Annotated in this window: 13 protein-coding genes; 6 read left to right on the plus strand and 7 right to left on the minus strand. The window is 64.6% G+C overall.

From position 1 onward, the window contains the following. Positions 1-234: 234 nt before the first annotated feature. From glyS to BRAD3257_RS29470, 6 genes are all read right to left on the minus strand, one after another. Positions 235-2,334 (minus strand): glycine--tRNA ligase subunit beta, encoded by a 2,100-nt coding sequence (gene glyS, locus BRAD3257_RS29445; RefSeq protein WP_122404788.1) that lies wholly within the window; start codon positions 2,332-2,334, stop codon positions 235-237. Further along, positions 2,334-3,272 (minus strand): glycine--tRNA ligase subunit alpha, encoded by a 939-nt coding sequence (locus tag BRAD3257_RS29450; protein WP_122404789.1) that lies wholly within the window; start codon positions 3,270-3,272, stop codon positions 2,334-2,336. Before BRAD3257_RS29450 ends, glyS begins: the two co-directional genes overlap by 1 nt. A 228-nt stretch (positions 3,273-3,500) precedes the next feature. After that, positions 3,501-3,692: a hypothetical protein gene (locus tag BRAD3257_RS29455; RefSeq protein ID WP_028178670.1), complete on the minus strand. Its 192-nt coding sequence runs from the start codon at positions 3,690-3,692 to the stop codon at positions 3,501-3,503. Between the two features lie 105 nt (positions 3,693-3,797). Continuing rightward, positions 3,798-4,706, minus strand: coding sequence for a S49 family peptidase (locus BRAD3257_RS29460; RefSeq protein ID WP_122404790.1), 909 nt, complete (start codon positions 4,704-4,706; stop codon positions 3,798-3,800). A 214-nt stretch (positions 4,707-4,920) separates the two neighbouring features. Continuing rightward, positions 4,921-5,685: a tRNA1(Val) (adenine(37)-N6)-methyltransferase gene (locus tag BRAD3257_RS29465; RefSeq protein ID WP_122404791.1), complete on the minus strand. Its 765-nt coding sequence runs from the start codon at positions 5,683-5,685 to the stop codon at positions 4,921-4,923. Next, the gene (locus BRAD3257_RS29470; protein WP_122404792.1) at positions 5,678-5,905 is read right to left on the minus strand and encodes a putative signal transducing protein; all 228 of its coding nucleotides are present in this window, start codon (positions 5,903-5,905) and stop codon (positions 5,678-5,680) included. The genes BRAD3257_RS29465 and BRAD3257_RS29470 overlap by 8 nt, the downstream gene beginning before the upstream one ends. 133 nt (positions 5,906-6,038) lie before the next feature. Here BRAD3257_RS29470 and BRAD3257_RS29475 point away from each other — a divergent pair, with 133 nt between their 5' ends. Both BRAD3257_RS29475 and BRAD3257_RS29480 read left to right on the plus strand, forming a co-directional pair. Continuing rightward, positions 6,039-7,046 carry a polyprenyl synthetase family protein gene (locus BRAD3257_RS29475; RefSeq protein WP_122406818.1) on the plus strand — a complete coding sequence of 336 codons (1,008 nt, stop codon included), beginning with the start codon at positions 6,039-6,041 and terminating at the stop codon, positions 7,044-7,046. A 180-nt stretch (positions 7,047-7,226) separates the two neighbouring features. Beyond that, entirely contained in the window at positions 7,227-8,216 is a 990-nt protein-coding gene (locus tag BRAD3257_RS29480) for an integrase core domain-containing protein (RefSeq protein ID WP_160118749.1), read from the plus strand. A 519-nt stretch (positions 8,217-8,735) separates the two neighbouring features. Here BRAD3257_RS29480 and BRAD3257_RS29485 read toward each other — a convergent pair. Next, positions 8,736-9,902 carry an IS110 family RNA-guided transposase gene (locus BRAD3257_RS29485; RefSeq protein ID WP_122406819.1) on the minus strand — a complete coding sequence of 389 codons (1,167 nt, stop codon included), beginning with the start codon at positions 9,900-9,902 and terminating at the stop codon, positions 8,736-8,738. Between the two features lie 326 nt (positions 9,903-10,228). Here BRAD3257_RS29485 and BRAD3257_RS29490 point away from each other — a divergent pair, with 326 nt between their 5' ends. The 4 genes from BRAD3257_RS29490 to BRAD3257_RS29505 are packed head-to-tail and all read left to right on the plus strand — an operon-like array spanning position 10,229 to position 13,556. Next, the gene (locus tag BRAD3257_RS29490) at positions 10,229-10,744 is read left to right on the plus strand and encodes a winged helix-turn-helix transcriptional regulator (RefSeq protein WP_122404793.1); all 516 of its coding nucleotides are present in this window, start codon (positions 10,229-10,231) and stop codon (positions 10,742-10,744) included. A 1-nt stretch (position 10,745) separates the two neighbouring features. Then, a complete protein-coding gene (fabF, locus tag BRAD3257_RS29495; RefSeq protein WP_122404794.1) occupies positions 10,746-12,008 on the plus strand; it encodes a beta-ketoacyl-ACP synthase II in 1,263 nt (420 codons plus the stop codon). A gap of 44 nt (positions 12,009-12,052) precedes the next feature. Then, the gene (locus BRAD3257_RS29500; protein ID WP_122404795.1) at positions 12,053-12,685 is read left to right on the plus strand and encodes a LysE family translocator; all 633 of its coding nucleotides are present in this window, start codon (positions 12,053-12,055) and stop codon (positions 12,683-12,685) included. Then, positions 12,678-13,556 (plus strand): alpha/beta fold hydrolase, encoded by an 879-nt coding sequence (locus tag BRAD3257_RS29505; RefSeq protein WP_122404796.1) that lies wholly within the window; start codon positions 12,678-12,680, stop codon positions 13,554-13,556. Before BRAD3257_RS29500 ends, BRAD3257_RS29505 begins: the two co-directional genes overlap by 8 nt. Positions 13,557-13,587 lie beyond the last annotated feature (31 nt).

Genomic DNA, 13,587 nt, shown 5'->3' on the forward strand with positions numbered 1-13,587 from the left:
CCATTCGATGTCCGGCGCGTCACATCAGGCTGGCGCGAGCAGTGTTTAATCGGACATCAGGCCCCGCCCGGTCCTCCCCCCGCCGGGCGGGGCTTTTTTTGTGCTTCGGAGCACCGTCGTTCCGGGGCGGTCCGCAGGACCGAACCCGGAACCTCGAGATTCTCAGGTGCGCAATTGCGCACCATGGTTCGCGCTTCGCGCACGGTGGTGCTTATTGCGCGGCCTCGCCTCGCCTCAATCCTGGATCTTCGAGAAGTCCGCCACCGCCCGCGTGGCGCTGCGGATCTCGTTCAGCAGCTTCAGACGGTTCTCGCGCACCTTCGGATCTTCGTCGTTGACGCGGACCTTGTCGAAGAACGCATCCACCGGCGGGCGCAGCTTTGCCATCGCGCTCATGGCGGCAGCAAAGTCTTCCCTGGCGACGGCGGCGCCGGCTCCCGCCTTCACCTCGCCAATCGCCTTGGCAAGCGCCTTTTCCTCAGCGAGGCTGTAAAGCGCAGCATCCGGCGCACCGTCGAAGGTCCGCTTGTCCTTCTTTTCCTCGATCGAAAGGATGTTGCTGGCCCGCTTGGTGCCGGCGAGCAGGTTCTTTCCGTCGTCAGTGTCGAGGAATTTTCCGAGCGCCTCGACGCGGCGCACGATCATCAAGAGATCGTCCTGGCCGCCGAGGGCGAACACGGCGTCGACGAGATCGTGCCGCGCGCCCTGCTCGCGAAGCTGGACTTTCAGACGGTCGGCGAAGAAGGCGAGCAGGTCGCTCGGAAGCTTCTGCGCATCGGCGGACTTCACCGAGAGGCCGGCGAACGCGGACTCCGCCACCTTCATCAACGACAGACGAAGCGCGTTCTCGGCAATCAGCCTGATCACGCCCAGCGCCGCTCTCCGCAGCGCATAGGGGTCCTTGCTGCCCGTCGGCTTTTCGTCGATCGCCCAGAAGCCGACCAGCGTATCGAGCTTGTCAGCAAGCGCGACCGCAACGCTGACCGGATCAGTCGGGACGCGATCGGCAGGGCCTTGCGGCTTGTAATGCTCTTCGCACGCAGCGGCGACGGAGGCGTCCTCGCGCTGCGCCAAGGCGTAGTACTTGCCCATCAGGCCCTGGACCTCGGGGAATTCGCCGACGACCTCGGTCAGCAGATCGGCCTTGGCCAGATGCGCAGCACGCGTCGCCTTGGCGACATCGGCGCCAACCAAAGGCGCGATCTCGGCGGCGAGACGCTCGATGCGCTTGATGCGCGCGGCCTGGGTGCCGAGCTTCTCATGGAACACGATCTGCTCGAACTTCGGCAGACGATCCTCAAGCTTGGTCTTGAGGTCCGTCTCGTAGAAGAACTTCGCGTCCGACAGGCGCGCGCGGATGACGCGCTCATTGCCGGCGACGATGGTCTTGCCGCCGTCAGTCGCCTCGATATTGGCGACCAGGATGAACTTGCTCGCGAGCTTGCCCGTCTTGGGATCGCTGACGACAAAGCACTTCTGGTTATTGCGGATGGTGGCGCGGATCACCTCCCCGGGCGTTGTCAGGAATTCCGGCTCGAACGAGCCCATCAGCACGACCGGCCATTCGACCAGGCCCGCGACCTCATCGAGCAGGGTCTGGTCCTCCACGAGCTCGAAACCTTGCGCAAAGGCAAGCTGCTTGGCGTCGGTGAGGATGGCGTCCTTGCGGCGCTCGGGGTCGAGCACGACCTTGGCATCGAGTAGCTTTGCCTCATAGTCCTCGAAGCGGCGCACCTGAATTGGCGCCGGCGCGAGGAAGCGGTGGCCGTAGGTGGTTTGGCCGGTCTCGATGCCGTCCACCGCAAACTTCACGACATCCGGCTCTTCGGTCTCGAGCCCGAAGGTCGCGGTGATCGCGTGCAGCGGACGCACCCAGTTCAGCGAGCCGGGTTTTCCGGAACGCGCGCCCCAGCGCATCGATTTCGGCCAGGGGAAGGTGCGGATGATGACGGGCAGGAATTCGGCGAGCACGTCGATTGCGTCGCGGCCGGGCTTTTCGATCAAGCCGATGTAGAAATCACCCTTGGGGTCGCGCTGGATCTTGGCCTCGTCCAGCGACTTCAATCCTGTCGCTTTGAGAAAGCCCAGCACGGCCGCGTCGGGCGCGCCGACTTTGGGGCCGCGGCGCTCGGTCTTCAGATCAGGCTGGCGCGCAGGAATGCCGTGCACGGTGAGCGCAAGACGGCGCGGCGTCGCGAAGGCTTTCGCGCCCTCGTAGACCAGGCCTTCGGCAACCAGCTTGTCGGTGACCATGCGGCGCAGATCGTCGGCCGCCTTGGCCTGCATGCGCGCGGGAATTTCTTCCGAGAAGAGTTCAAGCAAAAGATCGGGCATCAGGCCGCTCCGCCCGCTTCAGTGTGGATCCAGGCCTCGCCGCAAGCCTTGGCCAGCTCACGCACGCGCAGAATGTAGCTCTGCCGCTCGGTCACGGAGATCACGCCGCGGGCATCGAGCAGATTGAAGACATGGCTCGCCTTGATGCACTGGTCATAGGCCGGCAGCGCCATCAGATGCTGCTTGCTGTTGCCGCCTTCGCGCCAGCCGGCGTCGAGGTAATTCTTGCAGGCAGCCTCCGCCATCTTGAACTGCTCGAACAGCATCGCGGTGTCGGCGTATTCAAAGTTGTGCCGCGAATATTCCTGCTCCGCTTGCAGAAAGACGTCTCCATAAGTGACCTTGGAGTCGCCATCACGGCCGTTGAAGTTGAGGTCGTAGACGCGGTCGACGCCCTGCACGTACATCGCGAGGCGCTCGAGGCCATAGGTGAGCTCGCCCGCAACCGGCGCGCATTCGAAGCCCGCGACCTGCTGGAAATAGGTGAACTGGCTGACCTCCATACCGTCGCACCAGCACTCCCACCCCAGGCCCCAGGCGCCCAGCGTCGGGCTCTCCCAATCGTCCTCGACAAAGCGGATGTCGTGCACGGCGGAATCGATGCCGATCGCCGCGAGCGACTTCAGGTACAGCTCCTGAAGGTTCGGCGGCGACGGCTTCATGATCACCTGGAACTGGTAGTAGTGCTGCATCCGGTTGGGGTTCTCGCCGTAGCGGCCGTCCTTGGGCCGGCGCGAGGGCTGCACATAGGCCGCGTTCCATGGCTTTGGCCCGAGCGCGCGCAGGGTGGTCGCCGGATGGAAGGTGCCCGCGCCCATTTCCATGTCGTAAGGCTGCAAGATCACGCAGCCCTGCTCGGCCCAGAACCGCTGGAGCGCGAGGATGAAGCCCTGGAACGAGCGTTCCGGGCGCATATGGGCGGGCAATGAGGCGTCCATCGTCAGATCAGGCTCTCGCGGGGGGTTTTGAATCGCGCGGGACCGTATCGACGGCGGGGATGGGAATCAAGGCAAAGGGGGCGGAAATGGCTGTCATTCCGGGACGATGCGACGGGACGCCCGGAGCATCGGACCCGGAATCTCGAGATTCTCAGGTGCACAATCGCGCACCGGGGTTCGGTCCCGCCGACCGCCCCCGGAATGACGGTGTGCGAAAAAGAACGCCGGCTACCCCGGCCGGTAAGCTCCGGTCACGGGGTCACGCTTCAGCGTCTGGATATCCCCCATACGGGCGGCTTCAGCGACGCGCGACAGGCGCATCTCCTCCAGTTCCTGGTTGATCCGGACAGCGGTCTTGTAGGCCCAGCGGACCACGGCAAGCCCGCCCAGGACGCCCGCGAAAGCGACGAACGGCGGCATCGGTCGATCCTTATTCAATGCTCAGCCCCCACGCACATTGTCGCGCAGATGGACCTGCGCCGCAATTGGCTCACCTCGGGCCAAATGGCGCGGGAGGGCCCGAGCCTAGAACCCGAATTTCGCCCAAATCGCCCGCGTCTCCACCGCAGAGATCAGTTCGTCCGGCAGGCCGGCCATTGATTCCAGGGCCGAAAGCTGCCCCGCGCCGGGCGCTTTTCGCCCCAAGAGGCCGGAGAGCAGCCCAGTCGGCTGCACGATCACGGGCGTGAGAACCTTCTCGCCATAGCGGGCACGAAGAGTTGAGCGGAGATCGCCGATGCCGTCGGCGAGCCCCAGCGCGATGGCGCTCTCGCCGGCCCAGTATTCGCCCGTGAACAGCGCGTCGTCCGCTCCCTTCAGCCGCGCGCCGCGACTCTCCTTGACCAGCGAGATGAAGATCTGGTGGATCTCGCGCTGGATCGCCTTCAATCTGACGACGTCATCGGGGTTTTCCGGGAGGAACGGGTCGAGCATCGCCTTGTGTTCGCCTGCGGTGTAGAGGCGCCGCTCGATGCCGAGCCGCTTGATTGCCTCCTGAAAACCGAAACTGCCGCCGACAACACCGATCGAGCCGAGGATCGAAGAGGGATCGCAGATGATCTCGTCGCCGGCGCAGGCGATCATGTAGCCGCCGGAGGCCGCGACGTCTTCGACGAACACGAGCACCGGCAGCTTCTTCTCCGCCGCCAGCTGCTTGATCCGCAAGTAGATCTGGCGCGACTGCACCGGCGAGCCGCCGGGCGAATTGATCACCAACGCCACGGCCTTGGCGTGCCGATAGGAAAACGCGCGCTCGAGCACCCGCGCGACGCCAGCAAGCGTCAAGCCGGGACGCAGTGGCGTCACCGCACCAATCACGCCGGACAGCCGCACCACCGGCACCACCGCCGCACCGGGGCGGAAGCGCGCCGGGAGATATTGCATGAGCTTGTCGGCCAGGCCGGAACTCTCTCGATCGTTCGAATGTTCGGCCATGCCGTTACCTCTGATTAACCATTTCTTATCACGCGAGTGTCATTGGAAGTGCCTGGAACGTGTTTTGCAGATCTTCCGTTGGGAAGCTGCAATAGGCAGCGGAGGAAACGCCATGAAGATTTATCTGCTGATGCTGCTGATCGGTGCGCTTTTCACGGCGATTCGCTTCACCTCTCCGCAAGAGCAGCAGTCGGAATCGCTTCCGCAGTAAGCCTCACGGCTCCGCCAGCGTCACCTCCGCCTTTCCTTCCAGAATATCCCTTACCTCTTTTTTAGGCACGTTTGACTCTTCGTTGAGCATGAGGCCCGGCAGCAACCGTGTCGGAGCCCGGCCGCCTTTGACTGCGCGGACCAGAACACGGATCGCGGGCTTTCCCGCTTCGCCATGGACCGGCAGGATCGCGAGGCTGCCGAAGCCGCGTGACAGCGCTGCCATGACGTCCGCGATTCCGTCCGCGCGCCAGATCAGAGTCAGCGCACCGCTCGATCGGAGGATACGCCGCGCTGCATGCACCCACGCATGCAGGGTCTCCCCCGTCGCCACATGGGCGGCGTGACGTGCCTGATCCGGCGAGCCGCGATGGCGTGCGGGATCGTTGAAGGGCGGGTTCATCAGCACTGCGTCGACACTGTCAGGCGGAAGTCCGTTTGCTGCAAACGCCTGCGCATCCGCGGTGACGTCGAGCACGATGGTCTCGGCGGCGATCGCGTTCGCCGCGGCATTGGCCCGCGCGAGCTCCGCCAGTTCCGGATCGATCTCGACCAGGCTGAGCCTGATCCCCTCTACGCGCCGAGCGAGCGCGAGCCCCGCCGTGCCGACGCCGGCGCCGAAATCGACCACGCGGTCTCCGGCCTGGGCGCCGGTCGCCGCCGCAAGCAGGATGGCGTCATGCCCGGCGCGATGGCCGGATCGCTTCTGCCGCAAGCGCAACTGCCCGCCGAGAAAGGCGTCCTCGGTAATATCTGTGGCCTCAATCATCGCTGCGCAATTCGTGGCTGAGGCCGGCTTCGGTGAGGAGCTCCCTAGCCTCCTGGGCGTCGTCCTCATGAACCAGGATCCGCCGCGGCAAAATACCGAGCGAGCCCTCGATGATGCTCATGTTCTGGTCAAGCACCAGATGATGGATGTTGGCGCCGTCGAGCAGCGCGCCAATCGCCGATACCAGCACCATATCGTTGGTCCGAACCAGTTCGCGCAAAACGCAGGTCTCCTGCCTGAAGGTCGCTAAAGCGGCAAATGTCAATGGTTCCGCGGGCCTTGCCGCATCCGCCGCCAGTTTCTATTGTATTTCCATCAGAATAGCCCTTTCGGGGCAAATATTGGAGACCGGCGTGGCCGTCATCGTACCTTTCGAAACTCCCGGCGCGTCGATCGAAGAGCTGGTTGCCCTTGTCGCCCCCGATATGGAGCGCGTCAACGCCACGATCCTGTCGCGGACCGGTTCGGATGTGACCATGATCCCGGAAGTGGCCAACCACCTGATCTCCTCCGGGGGCAAACGCCTGCGCCCGATGCTGACGCTCGCCATGGCCAATCTCGCCGGCTACACCGGCGACGGCCATATCAAGCTGGCTGCCTCCGTCGAGTTCATGCATACCGCCACCCTGCTCCACGACGACGTCGTCGACGAGAGCGAGATGCGCCGCGGCAAGCTGTCGGCGCGCATGCTCTGGGGCAACGAGGCGAGCGTGCTGGTCGGTGACTTCCTGCTGGGACAGGCCTTTCGCATGATGGTCGAGGTCGGCTCGCTGCGCGCGCTCGACATCCTCTCTGCGGCCGCCGCCACCATCGCCGAGGGCGAGGTGATGCAGCTGGCCGCAGCCAAGAACACCGCGACCACCGAGGACGAATATCTCGCCGTGATCCGCGGCAAGACCGCCGAATTGTTCGCAGCCGCCTGCGAGGTCGGCCCTGTCATCGCCAACCGCCCCAAGGCGGAGCAGACCGCGTGCCGCTCGGTCGGCATGAATCTCGGCATCGCCTTCCAGCTCGTCGATGACGTGCTCGACTATGGCGGCAAGAGCGCCAAGCTCGGCAAGAACACCGGCGACGATTTCCGCGAGGGCAAGATCACCCTGCCCGTCGTGCTCGCCTTCCGCCGCGGCAACGACACCGAGCGCGCGTTCTGGATCCGGGCGCTTGAGCGCGGCGAGATCGGCGATGGCGACCTCGATCACGCCATCGGCCTGATGAACAAGCACCGCGCGCTCGAGGATACGCTGAGCCGCGCCCAGCACTACGGCGACATGGCCGTCGATGCACTCGCGCTGTTCCCGCCCTCACCGATGAAGAGCGCGCTGGAGCAGGTCGTGGCGTTCTGTTTGGCGCGGTCGCATTAGGCGACGGCGCTTACTCTTTATCGATCGACGCGCGATTGTTAGCCTATCCCTCGAGGCTCGCCGAAGAGGCGAGCACCTCAGGGTGACGGTGATGGATATGTGTGCGCTGTCTCCACAGCGTCATTGCTGTGCATGTTCACTAATTCGCTGATTGGATCGCTCCAGCGGAGGAACGATCCGATGCGAGACAACAGCTATGACCGAACGGTTGAACGCAACTATCTGCAGAAGTGGCGTTTTCTGATTTCGGAGTATGAGGCGGTGAAGGCTGGCCGATCGCCGCTGTTCAAGCGGGTCGGCGACTTCTACCGGCACCACGGGACCTGCTCGCAGACGTTCCGCAAGTATTACAATCGCTATCTGCAGAGCGGCGAGGACGCGGATCTGCTGCCGCGGCGGCGCGGCCCGAAGTGGCGGGAACGGCGCGAGCCGGAAGGGATCGAGGCGGAGATCGTCGCCCATCGCAAGCGGGGGATGAACCGTTATGAGATTCATGCCGTCTTGCGCGAAACGCGCGACACGGTACCTTCGCCGATCACGATCTACCGGGTGCTGAAGCGCCACCGCCTGAACCGCCGCACGCCGGCGATGCGCGAGGAGAAACGCCGTATTATCAAGGACAAGCTCGGGGAGCTGGGCCACGTCGATCTGCATCAATTGCCGCGCGATATGTTCCTCGCGCCACCCCCGGTCACGGCCTACATCATCAGCCTGATCGACAGCTGCTCGCGTCTGGCCTGGGCCGAGGTCCTGACATCCAAGAAGGCGCTGCCGGTCATGTTCAAGACCCTGAAGATGATCAACACCCTCAACGTCACCTATGGGCTCGTCTTCCAGGAAATCCTGTCCGACAACGGCGCCGAGTTCGCCGCCCGCACCAAGCCGGCCGAGCATCCATTCGAGGCCATGCTGCTCGAGCTCGGCATCAAACACCGCTACACCAGGCCCTATCGGCCGCAGACCAACGGCAAGGTCGAACGCTTCTGGCGTACCCTCGATGACGACGTCATCGAGGGTACGACCTTCGACAACCTGGACCACTTCGCCAATGAACTGTTCGAGTACCTCGTCTACTACAACAACCACAGACCCCATCAGGCCTTGGCAGGACAAACTCCCAAGGCTTTCGCCGCTTCCAAGACCACCGCGATCCAATCAGCGAATTATTGAACATCGACAATTGCGAGGAGCTGTTGCGACGAACACTGCCGCCGCGAAAGACATTCTGGATTGCTCACATGGGGATTTGGTGTGTCAAGGCGGTTTGTTCAGCTCTTTGTTCGATTGCAGGCCAGCTCTTCGTCCCGACCGTGGAGCACGTAGGATGGCGCGCGCAGATCGAGTCAAGGTCGGCCCGTAGGGCCGTCGCGAAGCGACTTGGCCTTGACTCGAGCGAGCACGCCATCAGGCTTTGGCAGTCGGGGCAGCGGGCGGATAACTCCTTTTCGTCAGGCGATCCAAGGGTCGAGCCGGTTTTTGCAATCTGGTTTGCTTGCCAGATCAAACTCACATTCGGTCGCCGCGCGGCGGCGGCTGCACCAACATTCCGCTTGCGGCGGGCAGGCTCGAGAGGACGAGACCATTCTTCGTTACGGCGTTTGAAGCCATGCAATCCATCGGTTCGTCCACCCGGATCGGCCGAGGCTGATCAATCTCGGCGGATTGGCTTTGAGGCTGAGGAGCGTGGTGTCAGGCGGCGGCCTTTATCTCGGCTCCCTCGATCACCACGCCCGCGGTCACGTACTTCCAGAGGGCCACGAGCAGCTTGCGCGCGAGCGCCACGATCGCGCGCTTGCGGCCGCGTTGGCTGTGCACCTTGAACCACTGGGTCAAAGCCGATTGAGGCTGGTGGCGTACCCAGAGCCAGGCGAGCTGGATCATCGTGGTTCTCAGGCGCGGATTGCCAGCCTTCGACACGCCTTGCTCGCGCTCGATGCCGCCACTGCGCCATGGCGTGGCTGCAAGGCCGGCATAGGATGCAATCTGGCGGCGGTTGGCGAACTGCCGGTAAAAGGCCTCCGACCAGAGAACGGCCGTGAAGTTCGGGCCCAGGCTCTTCAGTTCGAGCAGCATTGCCACCGGGTTCGATACGGTCTTCTCCCCCGCCGCCTTGCTCGCGGCCAGCAACGCATCCTGCTCGCGCTCCACCGCCGTGATCTGGTCGAGCAGCAGTTCGAGCCGGTCGAGTTCGCGGCTGATCTGCGCCTTCAGATGCGCCAGCAAGGCGCGCCCGTCGCCCGTCCGCAAGGCCTCCAGCCGCTTCCGCCGGTCTCGCCGCAGCGGCGCGTAGTCGAAGATCCCTTGCGCGAACAGAAGACCCTTGATCCGGTTCACATGCTCGATCCGCTCCGCGATCAAGGTCTCTCGCTCGCGGCACAGCCTACGGCGGTCCTCCTCTGCCGGAGAGGGCGCAACGACCATGGCGCAGACCCGTACCTCGCCGCGCTTGTAGGCCAGCAGCGTCCGCAACAGCGTCTCGCCATCCAGCCGGTCCGTCTTGGCCCGCCGGCGCCGGCGCGGCGTCGCAATCGAGGCCGGATCGACTACGTGGCTCTCGATGCCTTCCTGCTGCAGGGCGCGGTGAAGCCAGAACCCGTCCAGCCCCGCCTCCTGGATCGTGATGATCGGATAGCTCTCACCCGTTCGCGCCTGCGCCTTGCGCTTCAGCTCCGCAAACAGCTTCAACAGTTCCGAAAGCTCGCCGGCCTTCATGCTGCGTTTGGACATCTTCTCGCCCTTGCAGGGCGACAGCGAAGTGACCAGCCATGTCGAACGGCTCAGTTCCAATGACACAAAAATTGCGCCAAACTGCGTGCGGATAGCGGCCAGTCCGTCGGAAGGATGATCGAGCAACATCGTCGTCTCCAGGTTGAATGGATTCAGCAACCCTCAGTCTGGCCTCAGACCTGGTCGCTATCCACTCCCCATGGAATCTTCGCTACGTTCGCAATGACGGAGTGTGGCGCGTCCGGCACCGCTCGCTCTCGTGTCCCCGACCCGCTGCAGCGTGAAACGCTGCTGCGCAGAGCCGGGCCCCATGCGACATCCAGCGATCAGCAGTATGGGCCCCGGCTTTGCAGCAACTGCGCTTTGTCTCACCAGCAGAACCCAGCCTCATTCGCTCCGCATCCTAGCACACCCAGTCACTTGCATTTTGCAAGTAACCCCCATACTTTCCCGCCATGCAGCCAAAATCCCCCTCGATCCTGGAATGCCCCGTCGGCCGCGCCGTGGAAACGGTCGGCGAATGGTGGAGCATCCTGATCCTGCGCGATGCATTTCAGGGGGCGACGAGGTTCGATGAGTTCTCGCAAAACCTCGGCATTGCACCGAACATCCTATCGCGGCGGCTCGCCCATCTCACCGAGAGCGGCATGTTCACGCGCCGCCGCTATCAAGATCGGCCGCCACGCTACGAATATGTGCTGACGGACAAGGCGCGGGATTTCTTTCCCGTGATCGCTACGCTGCTCGCCTGGGGCAACAAGCATCTCGCGCCCAAAGGCGAATCCATCCTGCTGGCGAACCGGAACAGCGCACGCCCGTTCGATCCGGTCGTGGTCGACGCGGCCAACATGCAGCCTATCACGCTCGCCAATACCATCGCCATTCCCGGGCCACGCGCCAGCCGCGGCATGCGCAAGCACCTCGCTTCACTCAAGGCAATGAACCCGGCCGTCGCGCCGGCCGGAGACTGACATGCGTCGTATCGTCGTGACGGGAATGGGCGCAGTGTCGCCGCTCGGCTGCGGTGTCGAATTGTCGTGGCGGCGGTTGCTCGCCGGGCAAAGCGGGCTGCGGCCGCTGCCCGAATGGGCGCAGGCGCTGCCGGCGCGCATTGCCGGGCTCGTGCCCGACAAGGCCGATGATGCCGAAGGCGGCTTCGATCCGGCGCAGGCCGCGGCGCCCAAAGACCAACGCAAGATGGACCGCTTCATTCTGTTCGCACTGCTCGCCACGGCAGAAGCGGTCGCGCAAGCCCGATGGACGCCGCAGGACGCAGCCGCGCTGGAGCGCACCGCGACGATCATCGCTTCCGGCGTCGGCGGCTTTCCCGCAATGGCGGAGGCCGTGCGCACCACCGAGCAGCGCGGCGCGCGGCGGCTGTCGCCGTTCACGATTCCCTCCTTCCTCGCCAATCTCGCCGCCGGCCACGTCTCGATCAAATACGGCTACAAGGGCGCGCTGGGCACGCCGGTCACGGCCTGCGCGGCCGGCGTGCAGGCGATCGGCGATGCCGCACGCATGATCCGCCTCGGCGAGGCCGATGTCGCGATCTGCGGCGGCGCCGAGGCCTGCATCGATATCGTCAGCCTCGGCGGCTTTGCGGCGGCGCGAGCCCTGTCGAGCGGCTTCAACGACGAACCCGCACGCGCCTCGCGGCCGTTCGATCGCGACCGCGACGGCTTTGTCATGGGCGAAGGTGCAGGCATCCTGGTGATCGAGGCGCTGGAGCATGCGCTCGCGCGCGGTGCGAAGCCGATCGCGGAGATCGTCGGCTACGGCACGACGGCGGACGCCTATCACATGACATCGGGTCCACCGGATGGCGACGGCGCCCGCCGCGCCATGGAGATCGCGCTACGGCAGGCGAAGCTCGCGCCCCCGGATGTGCAGCACCTGAACGCGCACGCGACGTCGACTCCGGCCGGCGACGAGAGCGAGCTCGGCGCCATCGCCACGCTGTTCGGCCGCAATCGGGGCATTGCGGTGAGCGCGACCAAATCGGCCACCGGCCATCTGCTCGGCGCGGCCGGTGGGCTGGAAGCAATCTTCGCCGTGCTCGCTCTGCGCGATCAGATCGCGCCGCCGACGCTCAATCTCGAAAACCCGGATCCTGGCGCTGACGGCATCGACATTGTCGCCGGTGCCGCACGGCCGATGCCGATGCAGCATGCGATCTCCAACGGGTTCGGCTTCGGCGGAGTCAATGCGAGCGTGATCTTCCGCCGGATGGGCTAAGCGAGAGGCCTTGCAATCGCCGCTCGCTCAGCTACGAAAACAGGATGACCGAAACCAATTTCTGGCTGTTCCTGGCCGCAGCATTCCTAATTGCGGCGATTCCCGGCCCCGGCATTTTTTACGTCGCGGCGCGAACACTTTCGGACGGCCGCGCGAGCGGCTTTGCCTCGACCGCGGGCACGGCGCTGGGCGGCATGGTCCATGTCGTGGCCGGCAGTCTTGGCATCTCCGCGATCATCCTGGCCAGCGCGGAACTGTTTGCCGCCGTGAAATTCGTCGGCGCGCTCTATCTGGTCTGGCTCGGCATCAGGACGTTTCGCGGCGCCGTGCGTGCGCAGTCGCTCGAGAGCGAAGCCGTCGGCGACAAGCGCGCGTTCCGCGACGGCGTGCTGGTCGAGGCGCTGAATCCGAAGACTGCGGCGTTCTTTCTCGCCTTCATTCCGCAGTTTCTCGATCCCGCGGGATCGAACCCGACGCTGCAATTCATCCTGCTCGGTGCGATCTCGGTGGCACTGAACACACTCGCCGACGTCGTGGTGGTGCTGATGGCCTCGGCAACGCGCGCGCAGCTGATCGGACGGCCGCAGCTGATGCGGCGCCTCACGCAAGGCTCCGGCGTCTTCATCGCGGGCCTCGGCCTCTCGCTTGCCTTGGCGCGGCGGCCGGCAAATGGCTAGCACCCCGCAAAGCCGCTTCTATGAATCGCACGGCCTGCGGCTGCATTACGCCGACTGGGGCAACGAGGGCGCGCCCGCTCTGATCCTGGTCCATGGGGGCCGCGATCATTGCCGCAGCTGGGATCACATCGCCCGATCGTTGCAGCCGCATTTTCACGTGCTCGCACCCGACCTGCGCGGTCACGGCGATTCCGATTGGACGAGGGGCGGCAGCTACGCGCTGACCGAATATGTCTACGATCTTACCCAGCTCGTCCGCACCATTGCAGCGCCTCAAGTCGGTCTCATCGGCCATTCGATGGGCGGCATGGTGAGCCTGATCTTTTCAGGTTCATTCCCCGAGCAGGTCACGAAGCTGGTCGTCCTCGACGGCGTGACCATGTTGCCGGATGCACCAAAGCCGCCGGTGCATGAGCGCATCGGCAAATGGGTGGCCCAACTCGACAAGCTGCACGACCGGACGCCGCGTCGATATTCGACTCTAGCGGACGCGGCCGCGCAGATGGTGCTTCACAACAGGCGGCTGTCGCGCGACCTCGCGCTGCATCTCGCCACGCATGGCGCGCGACGGAACGAGGACGGCACCTATAGCTGGAAGTTCGATCCCTACCAACGTGCCAGCGCGCCGCACCGGCTCTGGCCCGACGATCACGTCGCCTTGTGGTCACGCATCGCCTGCCCGACGCTGCTGCTCAATGCCGGCAAAAGTTTTCTGGCCGGCGCAAAGGCCGCAGGCCTGGAGCGCTATTTCCAGAACGCGCGCATCAAGACCATCGCCGGGGCGGGACACTGGCTGCAGCATGACAAGCCGCAGGAGGTGTTGGACGAGATCCGGCGGTTTCTGGAATTGGCCGAGGATGGCTTAGGCTAGCTCGACTATATCCACGTCATTGCGAGCGTAG

Source organism: Bradyrhizobium vignae (assembly GCF_900324035.1).
Taxonomy (GTDB): domain Bacteria; phylum Pseudomonadota; class Alphaproteobacteria; order Rhizobiales; family Xanthobacteraceae; genus Bradyrhizobium; species Bradyrhizobium vignae.

Coding starts and splice junctions, on each gene's coding strand:
- glyS (WP_122404788.1), bottom strand. CDS start 2,334: ATGCCCGATCTTTTGCTTGAACTCTTCTCGGAAGAAATTCCCGCGCGC.
- BRAD3257_RS29450 (WP_122404789.1), bottom strand. CDS start 3,272: ATGGACGCCTCATTGCCCGCCCATATGCGCCCGGAACGCTCGTTCCAG.
- BRAD3257_RS29455 (WP_028178670.1), bottom strand. CDS start 3,692: ATGCCGCCGTTCGTCGCTTTCGCGGGCGTCCTGGGCGGGCTTGCCGTG.
- BRAD3257_RS29460 (WP_122404790.1), bottom strand. CDS start 4,706: ATGGCCGAACATTCGAACGATCGAGAGAGTTCCGGCCTGGCCGACAAG.
- BRAD3257_RS29465 (WP_122404791.1), bottom strand. CDS start 5,685: ATGATTGAGGCCACAGATATTACCGAGGACGCCTTTCTCGGCGGGCAG.
- BRAD3257_RS29480 (WP_160118749.1), top strand. CDS start 7,227: ATGCGAGACAACAGCTATGACCGAACGGTTGAACGCAACTATCTGCAG.
- BRAD3257_RS29485 (WP_122406819.1), bottom strand. CDS start 9,902: ATGTTGCTCGATCATCCTTCCGACGGACTGGCCGCTATCCGCACGCAG.
- BRAD3257_RS29490 (WP_122404793.1), top strand. CDS start 10,229: ATGCAGCCAAAATCCCCCTCGATCCTGGAATGCCCCGTCGGCCGCGCC.
- fabF (WP_122404794.1), top strand. CDS start 10,746: ATGCGTCGTATCGTCGTGACGGGAATGGGCGCAGTGTCGCCGCTCGGC.
- BRAD3257_RS29500 (WP_122404795.1), top strand. CDS start 12,053: ATGACCGAAACCAATTTCTGGCTGTTCCTGGCCGCAGCATTCCTAATT.
- BRAD3257_RS29505 (WP_122404796.1), top strand. CDS start 12,678: ATGGCTAGCACCCCGCAAAGCCGCTTCTATGAATCGCACGGCCTGCGG.